The organism is Mucilaginibacter sp., assembly GCF_036568825.1.
Taxonomy (GTDB): Bacteria; Bacteroidota; Bacteroidia; order Sphingobacteriales; family Sphingobacteriaceae; genus Mucilaginibacter.
Window position 1 is genome coordinate 157,530 of record NZ_DATCRU010000068.1, and the last position, 20,031, is coordinate 177,560.

12 protein-coding genes are annotated in these 20,031 nt (G+C 43.3%); 7 read left to right on the forward strand and 5 right to left on the reverse strand.

The genetic code is table 11. The features are described 5' to 3' along the window. Positions 1-19 precede the first annotated feature (19 nt). Positions 20-3,439 (forward strand): efflux RND transporter permease subunit, encoded by a 3,420-nt coding sequence (locus VIM89_RS15100; RefSeq protein ID WP_488157003.1) that lies wholly within the window; start codon positions 20-22, stop codon positions 3,437-3,439. Positions 3,440-3,495: 56 nt separating this feature from the next. Here the strand turns inward: VIM89_RS15100 and VIM89_RS15105 are convergent, their stop codons facing one another. Beyond that, positions 3,496-4,035, reverse strand: coding sequence for a hypothetical protein (locus VIM89_RS15105; RefSeq protein ID WP_488157004.1), 540 nt, complete (start codon positions 4,033-4,035; stop codon positions 3,496-3,498). An 89-nt stretch (positions 4,036-4,124) separates the two neighbouring features. Here VIM89_RS15105 and VIM89_RS15110 point away from each other — a divergent pair, with 89 nt between their 5' ends. Next, positions 4,125-4,460, forward strand: a complete 336-nt coding sequence (locus tag VIM89_RS15110) for a hypothetical protein (RefSeq protein WP_488157005.1) — start codon at positions 4,125-4,127, stop codon at positions 4,458-4,460. 242 nt (positions 4,461-4,702) lie between these two features. After that, positions 4,703-5,323, forward strand: coding sequence for a TetR/AcrR family transcriptional regulator (locus tag VIM89_RS15115; protein WP_488157006.1), 621 nt, complete (start codon positions 4,703-4,705; stop codon positions 5,321-5,323). A 187-nt stretch (positions 5,324-5,510) separates the two neighbouring features. Here the strand turns inward: VIM89_RS15115 and VIM89_RS15120 are convergent, their stop codons facing one another. The 4 genes from VIM89_RS15120 to VIM89_RS15135 all read right to left on the reverse strand — a co-directional run bounded on the left by VIM89_RS15120 (position 5,511) and on the right by VIM89_RS15135 (position 17,120). Beyond that, positions 5,511-5,918, reverse strand: a complete 408-nt coding sequence (locus VIM89_RS15120; RefSeq protein ID WP_488157007.1) for a hypothetical protein — start codon at positions 5,916-5,918, stop codon at positions 5,511-5,513. Further along, entirely contained in the window at positions 5,918-6,964 is a 1,047-nt protein-coding gene (locus tag VIM89_RS15125; RefSeq protein WP_488157008.1) for a PorP/SprF family type IX secretion system membrane protein, read from the reverse strand. Before VIM89_RS15125 ends, VIM89_RS15120 begins: the two co-directional genes overlap by 1 nt. Positions 6,965-6,978: 14 nt before the next feature. After that, positions 6,979-15,615: a PKD domain-containing protein gene (locus VIM89_RS15130; RefSeq protein WP_488157009.1), complete on the reverse strand. Its 8,637-nt coding sequence runs from the start codon at positions 15,613-15,615 to the stop codon at positions 6,979-6,981. Positions 15,616-15,881: 266 nt separating this feature from the next. Further along, positions 15,882-17,120, reverse strand: a complete 1,239-nt coding sequence (locus VIM89_RS15135) for a nucleoside recognition domain-containing protein (RefSeq protein ID WP_488157010.1) — start codon at positions 17,118-17,120, stop codon at positions 15,882-15,884. 68 nt (positions 17,121-17,188) lie between these two features. Between VIM89_RS15135 and VIM89_RS15140 the strand changes: the two genes are divergently transcribed. From VIM89_RS15140 to VIM89_RS15155, 4 genes are all read left to right on the forward strand, one after another. Further along, positions 17,189-17,671: a DinB family protein gene (locus tag VIM89_RS15140; RefSeq protein WP_488157011.1), complete on the forward strand. Its 483-nt coding sequence runs from the start codon at positions 17,189-17,191 to the stop codon at positions 17,669-17,671. Next, complete coding sequence (locus VIM89_RS15145) at positions 17,655-18,092, forward strand: DUF3052 domain-containing protein (RefSeq protein ID WP_488157012.1); 438 nt, start codon at positions 17,655-17,657, stop codon at positions 18,090-18,092. The genes VIM89_RS15140 and VIM89_RS15145 overlap by 17 nt, the downstream gene beginning before the upstream one ends. A 258-nt stretch (positions 18,093-18,350) precedes the next feature. Next, the gene (locus VIM89_RS15150) at positions 18,351-18,782 is read left to right on the forward strand and encodes an OsmC family protein (protein ID WP_488157013.1); all 432 of its coding nucleotides are present in this window, start codon (positions 18,351-18,353) and stop codon (positions 18,780-18,782) included. Positions 18,783-18,818: 36 nt separating this feature from the next. Beyond that, on the forward strand, positions 18,819-20,000 hold the full coding sequence (locus VIM89_RS15155) for a trans-sulfuration enzyme family protein (RefSeq protein ID WP_488157014.1): 1,182 nt from the start codon (positions 18,819-18,821) through the stop codon (positions 19,998-20,000). The last annotated feature ends 31 nt before the right edge of the window (positions 20,001-20,031 follow it).

A 20,031-nucleotide genomic window follows, 5' to 3' on the forward strand; every position in this document is an offset into this window, starting at 1 on the left:
TTCATAAAACGGTCTGGATATGAAAGATACTGGAAAAGAATTTGGGCCCTCAAGTTGGGCAATAGATAATAAAACAGCGATTTATGTCGCCCTGGCGCTGATCACTATATTAGGTATAGTGAGTTATATGAGGTTGCCTAAGGAAAACTTCCCGGACATTGCTCAATCGAAAGTTTTTGTGAACACCATTTATAATGGACAATCGCCACAAAACATCGAAATGCTGGTTACCCGTCAGTTGGAGAAACAGCTGAAATCATTGAAAGGATTAAAGAAAGTTACTTCTAACTCGATGCCGAATGTGTCGTCTATCACCTGCGAATTTAAAGCTGACATCAACATTCGTGATGCCAAGCAAGATGTAAAAGAAGCCGTAGATAAAGCTCAGCAGGATCTGCCGCAGGGCGATAAAAACTTACTGGCATCGCAGATAACTGATATTAACGTAGCCGACTTGCCGATCTTGTACATAAACATCTCAGGTAACTATGATCTGAAGAAACTGAAGGAATACGCTGATAACCTGAAGGATGATATCGAGAGCATGAAAGAGATATCAAAGGTTGACGAAATTGGTGCACTAACTCCGCAAATACAAATCAATGTAGATATTGATAAAGCTACTGCAGCACAGATCAGTTATACCGATATAACTAATGCTATTGGCTCTGAAAATATTATTTCATCAGCAGGTACAATTACTACAGGCAGCATACAGCGCACGATCGATATCCGCCAGGACTTTAAGAGCGCTGATGAAGTTGCTGCAATGGTGATTCGTAACCCTACAGGTAAGGCTGTTTACCTTCGCGATATTGCTGAAGTAAAAGATGGCTTTGCGGATGCAGACAGCTATGCGCGTTTGAAAACACCGTCTGATGCGAATTTTAAAAGCGTTATTACACTGAACGTGAGTAAACGCACCGGTGAAAACCTGATCGAGACATCAGACAAGATCAACAACATGATCAAGGATAAACAGAAAACTATTTTCCCTAAAGGACTGGATATTACTGTTACCGGCGATCAGAGCGATAAAACACGCTCAACCTTGAACGACCTGATCAATACCATCGTTATCGGTTTTATATTGGTTACCATCATCCTGATGTTCTTCATGGGGACGACTAACGCCATATTTGTGGCCTTATCAGTGCCGTTGTCGTGTTTCGTCGCGTTCCTGGTGATGCCGGCTATAGGCTTTACGCTCAATATGATTGTATTGTTCTCGTTCCTGTTGGCGCTGGGTATAGTGGTCGATGATGCTATCGTGGTGATCGAAAATACACACCGTATTTTTGCTAATGGAAAAGTACCTATTAAACAAGCTGCGAAGATAGCAGCTGGTGAGGTGTTCTTGCCTGTATTATCTGGTACCCTGACTACGCTTGCTCCGTTTGTGCCCCTGGCATTCTGGAACAGCTTGATCGGTCACTTTATGTTCTTCCTGCCAATTACGCTGATTATTACGTTGCTGGCCTCATTGCTGGTGGCTTATATCTTCAACCCGGTTTTCGCGGTCGATTTTATGAAACCGCACCATGATGGCGAACATGACAATCCTAAGTTTGATAAGAAAGTTATCCGTGCCATGATATACATGGGTATTGCAGCAGTTATTGGCTATTTGATAAATCGTGGAGTGGGTAACTTCGTTGTCTTCGCCGCATTGCTTTACCTGTTAAACCATTTTGTGTTGCTAAGGGTTATCGACCGTTTCCAGAAAAAAGCATGGCCAAAATTCCAAACATGGTATGCTAACAGGCTGGAGTGGGCCGTACATCGCCCGGTAACTATTTTGGTGAGTATGTTTGTGCTGTTTATCCTGACAATAGGTTTTACGGCCGTAAGAGCACCTAAGGTAGAGTTTTTCCCGTCAGGTGACCCGAATTTCGTATACGTATACCTGACGCTACCTATCGGTACCGACCAGGCATATACTAATGAAGTAACAAAAGACCTCGAAAAGCGTGTTGCCAAAGTTGTTGAGCCTGATAACGACATCGTTACGTCAATTATTTCTAACGTAGAAACCAGTGTTACCGACCCGACTGATGAAGATCAGGGTAAATACACCAATAAATCGAAAGTAACGGTAGCATTTGCAGAATTCAGCAAACGTAATGGTAAGGATACCAAAAAGATATTGGCTAATATCCGTAAAGCTGTGGGTGGTATACCCGGTGCTACGGTAGCGGTTAACCAGGAAAATGCAGGTCCACCGGTACAAAAGGATATCAGTATTGAAGTTGCAGGCGATAATTTAGACACATTGGTACACGCTACCGACAGGTTGAAGAAATTTATTGACAAACAGAATATCGCTGGTATAGAAGGGCTTGTTCCTGACGTACAGAACGATAAACCACAAATGCTGATCGATGTTGATCGCGAACGCGCTAATCGTGAAGGCATCACCAGCCAGCAGGTAACTCAGTCTCTTTTCACTACGATATATGGTGCTGAAGTAACCGACTTCAGAAATACGACGGAAGATAAATACAAGATTGTTGTTCGTGGTGAAAAAGCACAGCGCGATGACATCGACGCCATCCGCAACTTAAAAATGACTTATCGCGACCTGGCAACAGGTGGTCAGATACGCCAGGTGCCAATCTCGGCATTTACAGATGTGAAGTATGCAAATACATTTTCCAATATCAAACACAAGCAGCAACGTCGCGTAATCACCCTGAATTCAAACGTGATCAAGCCATTTACACCAACAGAAGTGAATGCCAATATAGAGAAGGCTATCAAACAGTTCCATCTGCCTGACGGTGTAAGCGTAAGAATGGGTGGCGGTCAGGAGGATCAAACTGAAGCTGCAACCTTCCTGGGAACAGCGCTCGTAATTTCATTTGGTTTGATATTGCTTATCCTGATGTTGCAGTTCAATTCCGTGGGTAAAACCTTTATCATCCTGAGCGAGATATTCTTCAGTATTATTGGTGTATTCCTTGGCCTGGCTACTTTCGGTATGACGATCTCTATCGTTATGACCGGTGTGGGTATCATCGCTTTGGCTGGTGTGGTTGTGCGAAATGGTATTTTACTGGTTGAATTCACCGATATGCTGATCGCCGAAGGCGCAAATCTTCATGATGCCGTGGTTGAAGCTGCCCGTACACGTATGACGCCTGTATTGTTGACTGCAACCGCAGCAATCCTGGGTTTGATACCGCTGGCAGTAGGTTTTAATATTGACTTTGCCGGATTATTCTCCAGTTTCAAACCACACATCTTCTTTGGTGGTGATAACGTAGCCTTCTGGGGCCCGTTATCATGGACAATGATCTTTGGTTTAGGATTCGCAACGATTATCACATTGATCCTTGTGCCATGTATGTACATCATACGTGTACGTATCAAAAACAGGTTGTTTGGCAAGAAGGCAGATGAGGTGCACGCAGAAGAACCTGAATTAGTTAACGCTTAACACTAATCAAACCAATATATAATGATAAGCCGTCCGCTAGTTAGTGGACGGCTTTTTTATGATTTGATTTTTTTGATAAGAGAATTCACGTTCCCAATTAGTTTATCCAACTTTCTTTCCTTTCTGCGACCACTGTCGAGAGCATCATAAGCAAGTCCTGCCGCTGTAGCATAAACCGCATGGTGCATAGCATCGATTGCTATTGTTTTGGCGTCTTCTTCTGTCACTTTCGGTCCGGCTTTAAAGGCTGGCAGCATTACCAATGCGGTTCCCCATATGGCTGCAAAATGGGCTGTTATTGCAGGTAATCCACGTAAACCAGTTAAACCTATCAGGCCACGTGCAATACCCCATGATGTGCCATATGCCCAATGTATTTCCTGCGAAACTTTTGATTTTGATTCTTCAGTTGATGGCTTTATGTCCGTTACCTGTTCTGCAACTTTTACAGGTGCTTCGCTCGCTTGTCTTTTGGTAATTCGCATTTCTATCATTTGCGATATTGTTATTGCTGCTGTGCCTGCCAAGCCGGCTAATAGACCTTTGCCAATGGCATCACCTAACTCCCCAAGAATGTTATTTTTATAATGTCCCATAAGTATTCTGTTTCTTAATTCAACAAATTCTACTAATAGTTGATTTTTATAATTCGGAACTTCTGACGAGGCTATAAGTTATTACTGATATGGAAAGGAAATCATCACGGTCGATCTGGCAATCAATGGCACTCGGCTTAATTGCAGGTATGCGATCTGCGTCGGCACCAGCTATAGCTTCGTATATTTCAAGACAAACTGAATCTGATAAAAACGATAATAGGATTGTAAAATTTATGCACTCTGATGGTTTTAATACTGCGTTGAAAATAGCTGCAGTTGGAGAGTTGATAGCGGATAAATTGCCATTTGTACCAGCTAGAACAATGCCTGCCGGACTGGCGGCGCGAATCATATCCGGAGGTTTATCGAGTATGGCAGTTTCTAAACTAAACGGGATAATGTTATTTTATGTGCATTATTAGGTTCAGCGGTTGCAGTAGGGGCAACTTATTCCTTTTATCACCTCAGGAAAATTGCCGGCAATAAAACAGGCATTGCCGACCCCATAATTGCACTGGTTGAAGATACCCTGATTGCAGGTGTTGGCTTTGCTTTAATAAAATCATCAGTATAGTCATTGTGTAAAAATGACATTGTAATGTTGGAATTTTTGATAAATTTGTTTGAAAAGTCAAAATTTGTCTATCTAACATTTTAATATTTAATGGGTGTAATAAGCGAACAACAGGATATAAAGAGAGAAAAAATATTAGAGGCAGCCTACGAACAATTTTTGCATTACGGTTACTCCAAAACCACAATGAATGAAATTGCCGGTTCATTATCTTTATCCAAAGCCTTACTTTATTATTACTTTCCTGATAAAAGTCAACTATACATTGCTGTAACACGCAAGCTTGCTGCAGATTATCTGAAAACATTACAGGATAATATCAGCAAGATCACTGATTTAAAAGAGGCTTTTGTATTTCAGATAGACACTCATCACAACTTTATATTAAACAACTATAATTTCTTTGATTATCTGAGGCTGAACGAGCAGAATATGCCGGATGCGATATGGGAAATTGTAGATGACATCCGCCAGGCAGAAATGAGCCTGTTAGGCGATGCCGTTGTTGCTGAAGCAGAGCGCGGCAAAATAAAACCGGTTGATAATCCCCGCGAAGTTGTGGGATTGTTGCTTGATGCCTTACATGGTGTCAGGGTAGGATCAGCTGCTTACAACAAAAAGAACAGCTTTCCGAAGAAAGAGCACCTGGAAGAGATCCACAATAAACGCCTGATGCTGATCGATATATTTATCAAAGGTTTAAAGTATTGACCGACTGTCAACCCGGGGTCAAAATGCTATTAACATCAAATTAACGCCTGCTTAATTTAGTATATTTGACTAATTAAATTATTTAGTCAATAATTATTCAATAGATAATTATAAAAGAGACTTCTTAGTTTAGAGGTGATTGTTTTAGAGTGATTGAAGCATCCCGTTATACGGGGTGCTTTTTTTGTTAGTCCTTAGTAAAACTAACTATCTTCCACCTGTTTTTATTTAGTGCATCTCCTCCTAAAAACTGCAAAGTGATCACAAATGAGGTGGTTACTTTATGTCCGCTTTCATCTTTCGATTCTAAATAAGACTTTATGGAATAGGTAGAATCCGTTTTCTGGTTAAATTGATAATCTCTTTCAGGAAAAACGACGTCAGTAGTTTTTATGTTCTGTTTTACAAACTGCCTGGCGATAGTGTAAACATCCTCATTTTTTGGAGGGTTATTTACTACTTCCTTATTGGTTCCGCTAAATGCAAACTTGATGAGCACAAAAGTAAAAGCAGCGGCAAGTATGATCAGAAATATAACCAGCTTATAGGCAAATTTCTTTTTTTGTTGTTGGTTGTTAACGTAGTTTTTTGACATTAGTAAAATTCATAACAACGCCTTGCACCTTCAAATCGCCCTGGCGATCCCCCGTTATCACTTGAAGGTAAAGTCGTTTCGTATCCTATGCTTCCTTCGGTACTACCAGCAGTATTACCATAGGTAAGGCCCTGAACAGCGGCATCGTGGCTAAAACCAAAACGCAGCTTCTCGCCACCTTCCCGGTTAATAAACAAGTCAAATATAAGAGATAAAACGACAGCACTGGGCCCTGTTTGTGCACCACTTCGATAAGAAAGGCCAACATTTACGCCACGGCGCTTGTATTGCATACCAATACTGTAGGATTGAAACTGATCCTGGCGATAATAAACAACGGATGGGATCACAAAGGATTTATCATCCTCATCTACATCGTTATAAGGATCCAGGTCTAAACGATAACTGATGTTGGTATTTATCCTCATCGGCAATTTAGCCGGTGCGCCGGTAAATGACTCATTTGGTTGATTAATATGCTGTAAAGCTACTCCGATATTAAACTCGCTGATTACCAGGTTGGTACCGATGCCTGTATCAAAATAAAATTTGTTATTAAAAGGTAGACTGGTTGCTGCGGAAGCCGCACCAGGAATTATACCGATTGTTGGATCCAGCTGGTCGTCAAAAACAAGCTTGCTATAGTCTATCTTTCGTTGTGTGAAACCTGCCTGTAAACCAAATGAAAGCACAAAATCTTCCGAACCGATACTATAGGAGTAAAGACCCGATAAATTGGTTTTATCAAGGTAAGCAGTACCTTCGCTGCCCCGTGTAAATAATAAGCCGATACCACCACCAAACCGCGGTATATTCAAGTCGATAGAGCCTGAAACATACGATAAAGTGCCCGGCACAGCAGTCCATTGGTTACGGTAGATCAAATCCATCCGAAGGTCGGCTTTAAACTGACCTGTAAGTGCAGGATTAAGATACAAGGGAGAATTGAAGAATTGCGAATACAAATGATCCTGGGCAAAGCTCGTAAAGCTTTTCAATAGCACCGCCAGGAGCATCAACCATCGCATAACCAATTTATTATTCACCTTGTATTATTGTATTATCGTATTAAATGTATAGCCCCGGTTTTGCTTGGTGATGAATTATGGTATGACATTCCTTTCCATTCTTCGCCGTTTAAAAGTGTAGCGCTTATTTGCCATATGTAAACACCCTGTTCTACAATCCGGCCTTTATAAGTACCATCCCAGCCTTCAACCGGTGCGCCGTTGGTGTCTAACTTGGTAGTTTCCCAAACCAGCTGACCGAAGTTGTTGAATATCTGCATATGCCATGTTTTCATCCCGAAACCTTTTGCAATGAATGTATTCAGGTTTTTATCGGAACTAGCTGGAATAAACGCATTCGGCAAAAATAAGTTACCCTTAAATGTAATATTTATGGTCTGCTGAGTCACTCCGGCGCAATCTGTGCCTGGTGTGGTAGCTGTCAATGTAACCGTGAATGGTGCCTTGCTAAAATCAAAGTGATGAGTAGCAGGAATATAGGAAGGATCGATTGTCGAACCATCACCAAAATCCCATTTATAATTCAAGGATGCTGCCGGGATATTAGCCACATCAGGGGTTGTGTTGTTAAATGTCACATTAAAATTCTGATCGGCTGTCCAGGTAAAGCTTGGAGCAGGGATAGGATAAACTGTAAACGGTACCAGTGCCGACTCCGGTGCATCACCGCAGCCTGTATTTCCGGCAGTTATCGATACATAATATGCACCTGTAGCCGTAGGCGTATAATTAATGTCGCCGGTTCCGGCAGGCATGGTCAGTATCGGTTTTTTATTGGAATCATATATGGTGACCGTGAACCTGTCGCCACCTGTTGAAGTATTCTGGAACGTTACCGGGCTGCCGATACAAACATTGTTGGCATCGCCTTTGATCTGAATTTTCGATATCAATGATGATGGAGAAACCGGTATGTTAACAGACGGAGAAGTAGCCTGGTTACCGCACTTATCTATAACCACCAGGTACATTGAATAGTAAGTTTGCTGAGTAACCGTCATTGGCTGAAAGACAGCGTCCCTTGTATCAGGATAAGTCAGGTGTTGTACGATGTTACCATTTGCGTCTTTCAGGTAAAAATCATACTGCGCATTATCTCCGGGCGATAAGTTTTGTGCAGAAAGTGTGAATGTACCGCAGGCAGATGTTTGACCCGGATTGAAACTTGCAACAGGTTTCGGAGCGCTAACTTTTACGTAAGCTACATAAGGTGCCTGTGAACCGCAATTACTTGTAGGTATCATAGTGACCTCATAAACGGCTACAGTGCCATCATTTGAAGGCTGGAAGGTATGAGCAGGCGGGTTTATAGCGGTTACCTGTGGCGATCCGTCACCAAAATTCCAGACAAATGTACCGGTTGGCGTTGGGGTAGAGGTATTTGTAAATGTAACTACTACCGGTCCGCAGCCATGATCCTGATCCATGGCAAAGCTTGGCGTAATGTCGGAAGATACACCTATGGTGATCTCAGAGAACGTATCACCGCATGGTGGCAAGCCTTTTATTGTCCAGGTGAACTTGTAAACATTTCCTCCGGTCAAGCCGGTAACCGATGTGGTATAATTATTCGGATCAGCGATGTTTGCTGTCGGGCCTCCGGTTTGAGTCCATACGCCGACAAACGATCCCGGATTGTTACCTTTTAATATCGTGCTGGTCTCGTTACATAAATTGTAATTCGGTCCTGCATAGGCTATAGGCGTTTGCGGGTTAACAGTAATTGTCGTAGGCGTCGAAACCATATCAGGACAGGTAATACCGTTATGCACCCAAGCCCTGTATTGGGTAGTTTGTGTCAGATTTGAAAATGATAATACCGTAGTTGTATTGGCAATTGGCTGCCAGGTGCTGCCATTGTCAATGGAGAATTCCCATCGTGCTACAGAACCAAACTGGCCGGCAAGATGAATTTGCCCGCTGTTTCCGCCCGAGCAAACAGTTTGGTCGCTTGATGTGGTGCCTCCAACAGGTGCTTTGTCTATCGTTATGACCACATCATCATGTGTAGGAGGACAAGCAGCAGTATTAGTGATCGACCAGCGGAATGTATATGTACCAGGCATTAATCCGGTCACTACTGTATTAGGATCGGTAGGATCTGTGAAAGTAGGTAATGATGGTCCCGTAACCATGCTCCATTGACCTTTATTTGGTGCAGGAGGTGTATTCCCTTTAAGCGTGTAAACGGTTGCATTACATACCTCATCATCCGGACCTGCATTAGCAGCAATTGGCGGGGCATCAACAGTAATTGTCGTTACTGTTGAAGGTACATCAGGACAAACACCGTTGTGTATCATTGCGCGATACTGCGTTGTCTGGGTGAGGTTGGTATAGGTGATGGAAGTACTGGTGCTGGCTATTGGCTGCCATGAAGCACCGTTGTCGATAGAATATTCCCAACGAACAATATTGCCTGATTGGCCCGCAAGTGTTATCGGTCCCGCATTACTGCCCTGACAAACCGTTGCATCACTTGAAGTGGTGCCACCAACAGGTGCCGGATCTATCGTGATTGTAACATTGTCATGAGTTGATGGACAAGCCGCGGTATTGCTTATCGTCCATTGGAACACATAAACTCCCGGTACTAATCCGGTCACTACGGCATTGGCTTTGGTGTCATCCGAGAATATAGCTGTGGACGGACCACTTACCATTGTCCATTTACCGGTATTTGGCGCAGGATTATTACCCTGGAGCGTGTAGGTATTTGTACTGCAAATTTCCTGGTTCGGTCCTGCAATTGCAGCAATAGGAGGTTGATCGACGGTGATGGTTGTTACTGATGACGGCACATCCGGACACACACCATTATGCAACCATGCCCTGTATTTCGTTGTTTGTGTTAAATTTGAATAGGTAAGGGTGGTAGATGTGTTGGCTATTATCTGCCATGTGCTGCCACCATCAGTAGAGGATTCCCAGCGAACTATAGAACCAAACTGTCCTGTTAAAGTAATAGGAGCGCCATTACTACCAGCGCAAACAATTGCGTCGCTTGTAGTGGTACCGCCAACAGGGGTCTGATCAATAGTAATGGTTACGTCATCATGAGTAGGGGCGCAAGCTGCAGTATTACTGATTGTCCAGCGGAATACATAAACTCCCGGTACCAAGCCGGTTATTACAGCATTGGCCTTGGTGTCATCTGAGAAAATGGCAGTAGATGGCCCGCTTACCATGGTCCATTTGCCACTATTTGGAGCGGGATTATTTCCTTGAAGAGTGTAAGCGCTTGGGCTACAAACTTCATCATTTGGTCCTGCAATAGCAGCGATAGGAGGTTGATCGACAGTGATGGTGGTCACTGATGAAGGCACATCAGGACAGATACCATTATGTAACCAAACCCTGTATTGTGTGGTTTGTGTTAAGTTCGAATATACGTAATTGGCAGTAGTATTAGCTATAGTTTGCCATGAAGCGCCATTGTCTATTGATGATTCCCAACGCACAATTGTACCAAACTGACCTGTCAGCGTAATCAAGCCGGCATTTGTACCAGCACAAACAGTTGCGTCGCTTGATGTAGTACCGCCTACAGGGGATGGATCGATAGTGATAGTCACATCATCATGAGTAGGAGGACAAGCAGCGGTATTGGTAATTGTCCAGCGGAATACATACACACCGGGTACTAAACCAGTCGCTGTCGCATTTGGACTGGTTGCATTAGAGAAAGTAGCTGTTGAAGGTCCGCTTACCATTGTCCATGTACCTGTGCCAGGTGCGGGATTGTTACCTTGCAGCGTGTAAGTTGCTGAATTACAAACCTCGTTATCCGGCCCCGCAACTGCTGCAATTGGTGGCTGATCAACGGTAATAGTTGTTATTGACGAAGGGACATCCGGACAAACACCATTATGCAAGAAAGCGCGATACTTAGTAGTCTGCGTTAGATTGGAATAGTTTAAAGTAACGCTTGTATTAAAGATAGGTTGCCAGGTTGTGCCATTATCTATCGATGATTCCCACCTCACGATCGTACCAAATTGTCCTGTAAGCGTGATAGGGCCGCCATTCGTGCCGGAACAAACTGTTGCATCGCTGGAAGTGGTACCACCGATTGGCGCTTTGTCAATAATAATAGTAACATTATTTGCGCTCGGTGGACAGGCAGTAGTATTGGTGATTGTCCAACGGAATACATAGGTGCCCGGTACGAGGCCTGTTAATACCGCATTTGGATTGGTGTCATCCGAAAAAGTTGGTGTTACCGGCCCGCTCACCATTGTCCATTTACCAGTACTTGGCGATGGATTGTTACCCTGCAGGGTATATGTATTTGCATTACAAACTTCGTCATTTGGGCCTGGATTTGAGGCAGTAGGCGGCGGATCGACCGTAATAGTTGTTACTGTTGAAGTCGCATCAGGGCAAGTACTTGAGTTATGCAAAATTGCCCTGTACTGAGTTGTTTGGGTCAGGTTTAAATAGCTCTGGCTGGTAGTGATATTGGCAATAGTTTGCCATGTAGCGCCATTATCAATAGATGATTCCCAGTGTAATATTGTACCGAACTGACCTGTAAGTGTTACTACACCATTATTTGTTCCTGAACAAACGTGTGTATCACTTAAGGTTGTTCCTCCAACTGGGCCTTTGTCAATAGTAATATTAACTGAACTTGAAGTGGAAGGACATGCTGCCGTGTTTGAGATCGTCCAGGTAAACTTATAAGTATTGCCCGGGGTCATTCCGCTAACAACAGCGTTTGGATTGGTGTCATCAGAGAAGATTACTCCCGGAGGATTACCGGCTACAGTCCATTTACCTGTGCCCGGCGCGGGGTTATTACCTTGTAATGTATAAGTTCCGCCACTACATACTTCGTCATCAGGACCTGCAACGGATGCAATAGGTGGTTGGTCGACAGTGATAGTTGTAATTGATGAAGTAGCATCCGGGCAAACGCCATTATGAATAACCGCCCTATATTGGGTAGTCTGTGTTAGGTTTGTATACGGCTGAATAGTGGTAGTATTAGCGATAGCTTGCCAACTGGTGCCATTATCGATAGAAGATTCCCAGCGTATTATGGTGCCAAACTGACCGGTAAGCGTGATGTTACCGGCATTGGTGCCCAAACATACATGCGCGTCACTTAATGTTGTTCCACCTACAGGAGCTTTATCGATAGTAATAGCAACCGTACTTGTAGTTGGCGGACATGAAGCAGCAGTATTGGTAATGGCCCATATAAATTGATAGGTTGTTCCCGGTACCAATCCGTTTACAACAGCGTTAGGGTCGGTATCATCCGAAAAAGTTACACCTGCAGGGCTGCCTACAACGGTCCATTTACCTGTGCCAGGAGACGGATTGTTACCCTGTAAGGTATACGTAGTAGTAGCACAAACTTCGTCATCAGATCCCGCATTGGCCGTAACCGGCGGCGCGTCAACAGTAATAGTTGTTACTGATGAAGGCACATCCGGGCATACGCCATTATGAATAAACGCCCGGTATTGGGTTGTTTGTGTTAAGTTCGAGTAAGTCTGGCCTGTTGCAGTATTAGCAATTGGTTGCCAGGTAGTACCGTTATCTATTGATGATTCCCAGCGAACCACGCTGCCGAACTGACCGGTAAGCGTGATTGTTCCGGCATTGCTTCCGGAACAAACATGTGCATCGGTTCCTGTAGTACCACCAATAGGAGATTTATCTATAGTAATGCTAACAGTGCTCGATGTTGAAGGACAAGACGGATAGTCGGTTATTGTCCATGTAAATTGATAAATATTTCCTGGTACCAAACCGCTTACTACTGCATTTGGATTGGTGTCATCATTGAAGGCAACGCCCGGTGGATTACCTACTGCAGTCCATTTACCGGTACCCGGTGCAGGGTTATTACCTTGTAAGGTATAAGTTGTAGTAGCACAAACTTCGTCATCAGGACCTGCATTTGATGCGATTGGCGTTGGCTCGACGGTAATGGTTGTTACCACTGGTGTACCGGGGCACGTTCCGTTGTATGGCGTAACGGTGTAAGTTACTGTACCCGGTGTAGTACCTGAATTGCTTAAGACGTCTTGTATACTAGTGGTAACTAATGGCGCTGCCTGGTTTGTATTACCACTGATATTTGCACTGGCTGTACTGGTCCAGGTATAAGTAGTATTAACCACATTCGATGTAAATACAATATCTGCAGGCTGATTATTACATATAGGATTGTTTACCGGAACCGCTGTAATAGTTGGGAGCGGGTGAACAGTAACATTCAGTACAAAAGGTGTACCCGGACATCCGTTGATGGTCGGTAATATATTGTAGGTTACAACAGCATCAGTATTACCACTGTTAGTTAGTACATCAGTTATGTTAGGATTGGTTCCGGATGCTGTAAATCCTGTAGCTGTACCCGAGGTTAAGGAGGCAGTCCATGCAAATGTTGCAAGCGGACTGTTGGCCGTTATCAGGTAGGTAAGAGCTTGTCCCGAACAAACGGCGTCAGTTGGTGGACTTGTAATATATGCCGTAGGGGTAATGGTGATCTTCATATTGTCCGTTACCACATTACATGGTGCAGGCACAGCCGTGTTATTCACCTGGAAAGTTAACGTAACAGTACCCGCAGTTATCTCGGTGTTGGACGGAGTATAAGTCGCGTTAGCCGTACTCCTGTTTGGTGAGAATGTACCTGTACCGCCTACCCATTGATAGCTTGTATAGCTGCCGGTCACGGTTCCGGCCAAAGTTACAGCCGGGTTGCTTGCGCAGACTGTCTGATCGCCGCCTGCACTCACAGTGGGTGCCTGTACAAACGTTAAAGTTTGTGATGCACTTGAGCTTCCGCAGGAGTTGGTATTGGTTACCTTTATCGTGTAAGTAGCAAAGTCGGCAAATAATATTTGAGGATACTGGCTGGTAGGGGTTGTACCGTTAAGGAAACTGTATGCGCCTCCACTGATCACCCAACTAAAAGTTGTAGGTGTTGGCAGAGTAGTACCAGATACCACTGTTTTTGTCGTAGTCTGGCTCGGATCAAAAGTAAATGTGAGGTTACTACCGCAAATAGTTGCGTTCGGAGACATGCTGGTTGTTGGCGCTGCATCTACTGCAATAGTTTGCGGCGCTGCATTTATAACACCGCAACCTGATGAACTAATGCCAAGCTGTACGGTATAGAAACCTGCAGCAGAGAACACGAATTGCGGTATTGCGCTGTTGGCGTTAGTTCCGCCAGCATAGCCTACAGGAGCAGGGCCTGTTACTGTCCATACATATTGCGGAACGGCGCAGGTATTATCAACTGTAGAAGTGTTGGTTGGAGATACCGGCCCGCCAGTTACACACAACGGCGTCGGCATTGTAAAAACCGGTTGCGGCGGGTTCTCAAAACAAATGGTTTGTGTATAATCGGTTGACGCACAGCCAATGGCCGGTGTTTCAGCATGAAGTGTTAAAGTATGTGTACCGTGTGTGGTAGTAGCCGGGAAAATAAATGATTTGCTAAGCGGAACACCCTGATAACCTGCAACAGCTACTCCATCCAAAGTCCAGTCGTATTTAGCATTAGCATTAACAGCACAAGTTGACGCCGCGCCTGTGCTATAATCCGGACCTGGGTCGGATGTATTTGGTATGGTAAGTGCTGTACCGACGCAAGCTACAGATGGTGCATTGAATTTCGTTACCGGCGTAATGATAACCTTTGCCGAAGTAGTCGCTGCCGAAGCAACCTCACCGCAATACGGGCTGATAGCATGGCTTACAACGGTTAATGAGTTGGTTGCACCACCAGTAGATGTTTGTCCGCATGAAGGCAGGGTATAGGTGTGCACCAGGATACCGCCAAGTGCAACTATCTGACAATAAGTAAAAGTAGTACTTGTACCATCGCCCCAGTTAACTGTATAAGTAGTTCCCGGGTAGTTATTAATAATACCACCGGGGCCGGTTATAGGCATGATAAATTGTAAATCACCAGATCCTCCTGCCGGCATACACACGAAAGGCGTACCAAATGGGCTGAACGGGTTCACTACCACATTGTTGACAAGCTGGTAATCATAAGTACCAACAGTCCCGCTGGCATTAACAGATTTACCTGTAACTGTGTAGTTGGCCGTCGTAGGTGTAAAAGCATAACCTCCTGCCGGTACAGAAACATTGGAAGCCTCATAAGATTGCGAACCTTCATTAAAGAAGCTGGCAGTAACAGTGCCACCGGCACTTGAGGTAAAAGTATAAGGTGATGTACTGCCGACGCATCGCCCGAACACCCCTGCCGAAACCGTTTCTGATTCGGTAAGAGAAGCGGTTACCCCAGGGTTGCTCGAAATAGTAAATGCTGATGATACAGAGCTGGTTACCGCCGGGTTGGTTGATTTAACCTCGACTTTATAACCTGCACCTGCCGGCGTGCCATTAGGGATAACACCGTTTACAAAAGTGCCATATACACCAGTATAGCTTCCTATTAAAGTACCCGGTGAAAAATTACCTGAGGCATCGGATAAGTATAAATTATAGGTATTCCCTGAGTTAACGCATCCTCCAGATGTATTAACATTGATGGGAACGGCAATTGATGAGCCCTGGCCATATGGCCCCGGGTCAACCGTGCCAACCGTTATTGTTTGAGCAAAAGCACCCGTTATGTTTAATAGGAGTATTGCTAAAAAGATTAGATGTTTCGTAAAGGTTCTATCCATACACATTTTCCGGTTTAATTGTAAGGGTATGCCTAACAGTTGTTCTTGTCTTTTTTAGCAAGAAAACCTGCTTTAATAGAAAATGCAGGCTTTAATTAATTAGAACTAACTCTGCCTTTATACGAAATAGAGTGTGTTGGGTTGCAGTATTTTAGCTAAAACCAGCTTGTTTGAAATACTAAAAAATGTATGGAAAGAGAATCCTTTGATTAACTGCCAGTTAATTATAATATCTGAAGTGAAAAAAAGCTGAAATGTGGAAAAGTTTATCCGAAAAACAGGTAAGAAACAAAGATTGCAGCTATAATCCCGGCCAGATCGGCAATCAACCCAAAAGGTATTGAATAACGGAACTTTTTGATACCAACTGAACCAAAATAGAGTGCGACAATATAGAACGTAGTATCTGCAGAACCATTAAAGACGCAGCCCAAACGCCCGGCAAAACTATCCGGCCCGAACGTTTGCATGGTGGTGATCATCATGGCGCGCGATCCTGAACCGCTTAATGGTTTCATATAGGCTACAGGCATGGCGTCTACAAAGCGGGTATCCAGCCCTAAACTGTTTACTGCCCATCGTAATCCATCATTCATATAACCCAGAGCGCCACAGCTACGAAATACTGCAATACCTACCAGCATTGCTACCAGGTAGGGGATGATCTTAATACAGGTATCAAAACCGTCTTTTGCACCATCAATAAATGCCTCAAAAACATTGATCTTTTTAAGCATTCCACCTAAAATAAAAATAACCGGGATGGCAAACAGCAACAGATTACTGGTGATTTTTGAAAAAGTGCTGATCTGTTCTTTTGTTAAATGTGTGGTAAAGAACCAAACCATCGCCGTAATGAATAAACTTACGCCGCCAAGCCAGGCAATGATCACCCTGTCGAATAAATTGATTCTCTGTTTAATCGCTACCGCGATCATACCAATAACAGCTGATACATAAGTGGCTATGATACAGGGAATAAAAACATCTGTTGGGTCTTTGGCATGCAGTATAGCCCGTTGTGCAATAATAGCCACCGGCAATAACTGCATGCCTGATGTAAGCAACACCAGGAACATGATCTGTGCATTGCTGGCAGTTTCCTTGTCTTCATTTATTTCTTGCATGCTGTCCATTGCTTTTAAGCCAAGCGGGGTAGCAGCATTTAATAAACCAAGTAAATTGGCTGAGAAACTCATCAATATATTTCCCAATGCTGGGTGATCCTTTGGTATTTCAGGGAATATGCGGCGAAAAAATGGACCAACAACACGTGAAAGAAAGTTAATTGCACCTGCTTTTTCTCCAATTTTCATGACGCCCAGCCAAAAGGTCATTGCACCAATCAAAGGTAGGGCGATGTCCATTACCGCTGTTTGCGATGAGCTGAATAAACTGTCAACAATGGATTTAAAGGCCTCTGTATCGCCTAGAAAGATCAATTTTACAAGAGCAAGTATAAAAGCGATCAGAAAAAAGAAGATCCAGATATAGTTAAGGGCCATAGAGCTTATTCAAGGTGTTGAAGGTAGTAGTTTTTTGTAAAAATTTTAAGATTTCATTGCTATATTTAATGACAGATATCGCGGCCATGAAACAGGTATCCAAAAATATATTAACGGCAATTTACCAGTTCATCAAATCCCTGAATAACCCCGACAATCGCCCGATTGACTGGAACACCCGGTCTACGCCCGGAAAATGGTCAAAGAAAGAAATTATGGGGCATTTATGCGACAGCGCCATGATCAACCTGCAGCGCTTTATAAGATGCACTTATGAGGAAAACTTCAAACTGGTTTATGAGCAGGATGATTGGGTAAAAGCCCAACATTACCAGGAAATGACGCAGGACGAAGTGCTGCAATTATGGAAAATATTGAACCTGCAGATTATCCATGTACTTGATAATTATCCCGCCGACAGAATGCAGACCAAATGCGACAGCGGCAAAACGGAAGTAAAACTGCATACTGTTGAATGGCTGGCAAATGATTATTTAGACCATTTGCAGCATCACCTAAACCAGATTATAGTACATGAGCCCGTTAATTGAAGCATCGCAAATCAAACCAGCTGGTTACTCCGGTACGCCACTGGCAAAAAAGCTGGGAATAAAAGAAGGTTTTCATGTCGATATAATCAATGCACCTGAATATTATCTACATTTTTTCACTGATCTGCCAGCTAATTTATATTTCGAAAATGATAAAGCTGCTAAACTCGATCTGATCCATTTTTTTACTAAAAGCCAGGAAGAATATAAATCACTACTACTTCAATTAAAGGGTCGCATTAAACCCAATGGCATAATCTGGATATCATGGCCAAAAAAAGCATCTAAAGTAGTTACTGATATCACGGAAGATACAATTCGCAACTATGCTTTACAGATCGGCCTGGTTGATATCAAAGTTTGCGCTGTGGATGAAACCTGGTCGGGTTTAAAACTGGTTATTCCTGTTAAGGATCGTTAATATTGGTTGTAGAGGTTGTAAAGGTTATAAAAGTTGTAGAGGTTAAAAGCTATTATTCCAACTACTACAACAACTACAACTATTACAACCGTGCCCACCAAACAGAACTTATTGTAAAAGAAGCCGTAAAAGCTGTTATTAAAAGTGTCTTTTTATTAACCTAAGTTTAAAGTTTATTTATTAAAAGTCAGATTTGTTCCTTCCAGGTAACATTGCTGTCCAAAAATGATAACTTTGCAGCCTTTAATTATTATAAACATGCCTACTACTATCCAACTTTCGCGCGTACACGGTGAATTCGGTTTTGAAGCTACAGATGAAAACGGTCACACCATTAAAATGGACAGCAGCCCAGAAAGCGGTGGTCTGAATTATGGTGTCCGCCCGATGCAAAGTCTTTTGATGGCTTTGGGCGGATGCTCTGCCATCGATGTGATCAGCATACTGAAGAAGCAACGCCAGGATATCGTCGATTATAAGATGACCATCAGCGGTGAACGCGAAAAAGGCAAGGAACCATCACTTTGGCAAACTATTCATGTCAAATTCCAACTATATGGTGATATTGACAAGGATAAAGCAGCGCGTGCGGTTGACCTGTCGATCAACAAATACTGTTCTGTTGCAGCTACTTTGATGAAGGCGGGTGCAAAAATAACCACTTCAGTGGTTGTTCACCCTGCTATATAATTATAATACATTCTTCTACTACATTCACAAAACATCATGTCTAAAAAATTAGATCCGGTTACCCAGGCTATCCGTATTCAATCTCAAAAAACCCAGCAACAGGAGCATTCTACTCCGTTATATCTTACCAGCAGCTTTACTTTTGACGAAGCTGAAGCAATGCGTGCCGCTTTTGCTGATGAAACTGATGATAATATCTATAGCCGTTTCAGTAACCCTAACGTTGATGAATTCATCGCTAAAATGTGCGCCCTTGAAGGTGCAGACGCAGGCTTTGCCACATCAACCGGGATGAGCGCAATATTCTCTTCTATGTTTGCTTTACTGAGGCAGGGTGATCATTTGATCTGCTGCAAATCGGTGTTTGGAAGTACTTTTACTATGGTAACCAAATATCTTTCACGGTTTGGTATCGAAAGTACACTGGTACCTGCTAATGATAATGCAGCATGGGAGGCGGCAGTTAAACCAAATAGTAAAATGGTTTTCGTGGAGACACCAACCAATCCTCAGCTTGAAGTGCTTGACCTGGAATGGATTGGCCAGTTTTCAAAAAAACACGGACTGATATTGAATGTAGATAATTGCTTTGCTACACCTTTACTACAGCGCCCGATCGATTTTGGTGCAGATATCGTTGTTCACTCAGCTACAAAATGGATTGACGGACAGGGTAGGGTATTAGGCGGCGTGATCCTTGGTCGTGCTGATCTGATAAAAGATATTTACTTGTTCTGCCGTAATACAGGTCCGTCGATGTCGCCATTTAATGCATGGGTATTAAGCAAGAGTTTGGAAACTTTGGATGTACGTATGCAGCGTCATTGTGACAACGCTTTGAAAATAGCCGAAACATTGCAAAGCAATCCAAATGTATCTTGGGTGAAATACCCATTCCTGCAGGGACATCCGCAATATGACATTGCCAAAAAGCAGATGAAACTAGGAGGTGGTGTATTGTGTTTCGAGATAAAAGGCGGTTTGGAAGCCGGGCGCAAGTTTTTGGATGCGCTTGAAATGCTTTCAGTAACAGCCAATTTAGGGGATACCCGCAGCATTGCATCTCACCCCGCAAGTACAACACACTCCAGGCTGACTGATGCTGAAAGGTTGTCAGTTGGAATAACTCCAGGCTTGATCCGTATATCAGTGGGATTAGAAAAGGTGGAAGACACAATAGCTGATATTACTCAGGCTTTGGAAAAAAGTAGGAAGTAATATCCAAAACTTAAATAAGGAAGCCGCTCAG

What these genes read in the sequence shown, in the direction of transcription:
- VIM89_RS15100 (WP_488157003.1), top strand. Translation starts at nt 20, where the DNA reads ATGAAAGATACTGGAAAAGAATTTGGGCCCTCAAGTTGGGCAATAGAT.
- VIM89_RS15105 (WP_488157004.1), bottom strand. Translation starts at nt 4,035, where the DNA reads ATGGGACATTATAAAAATAACATTCTTGGGGAGTTAGGTGATGCCATT.
- VIM89_RS15110 (WP_488157005.1), top strand. Translation starts at nt 4,125, where the DNA reads ATGGAAAGGAAATCATCACGGTCGATCTGGCAATCAATGGCACTCGGC.
- VIM89_RS15115 (WP_488157006.1), top strand. Translation starts at nt 4,703, where the DNA reads ATGGGTGTAATAAGCGAACAACAGGATATAAAGAGAGAAAAAATATTA.
- VIM89_RS15120 (WP_488157007.1), bottom strand. Translation starts at nt 5,918, where the DNA reads ATGTCAAAAAACTACGTTAACAACCAACAACAAAAAAAGAAATTTGCC.
- VIM89_RS15130 (WP_488157009.1), bottom strand. Translation starts at nt 15,615, where the DNA reads ATGGATAGAACCTTTACGAAACATCTAATCTTTTTAGCAATACTCCTA.
- VIM89_RS15135 (WP_488157010.1), bottom strand. Translation starts at nt 17,120, where the DNA reads ATGGCCCTTAACTATATCTGGATCTTCTTTTTTCTGATCGCTTTTATA.
- VIM89_RS15140 (WP_488157011.1), top strand. Translation starts at nt 17,189, where the DNA reads ATGACAGATATCGCGGCCATGAAACAGGTATCCAAAAATATATTAACG.
- VIM89_RS15145 (WP_488157012.1), top strand. Translation starts at nt 17,655, where the DNA reads ATGAGCCCGTTAATTGAAGCATCGCAAATCAAACCAGCTGGTTACTCC.
- VIM89_RS15150 (WP_488157013.1), top strand. Translation starts at nt 18,351, where the DNA reads ATGCCTACTACTATCCAACTTTCGCGCGTACACGGTGAATTCGGTTTT.
- VIM89_RS15155 (WP_488157014.1), top strand. Translation starts at nt 18,819, where the DNA reads ATGTCTAAAAAATTAGATCCGGTTACCCAGGCTATCCGTATTCAATCT.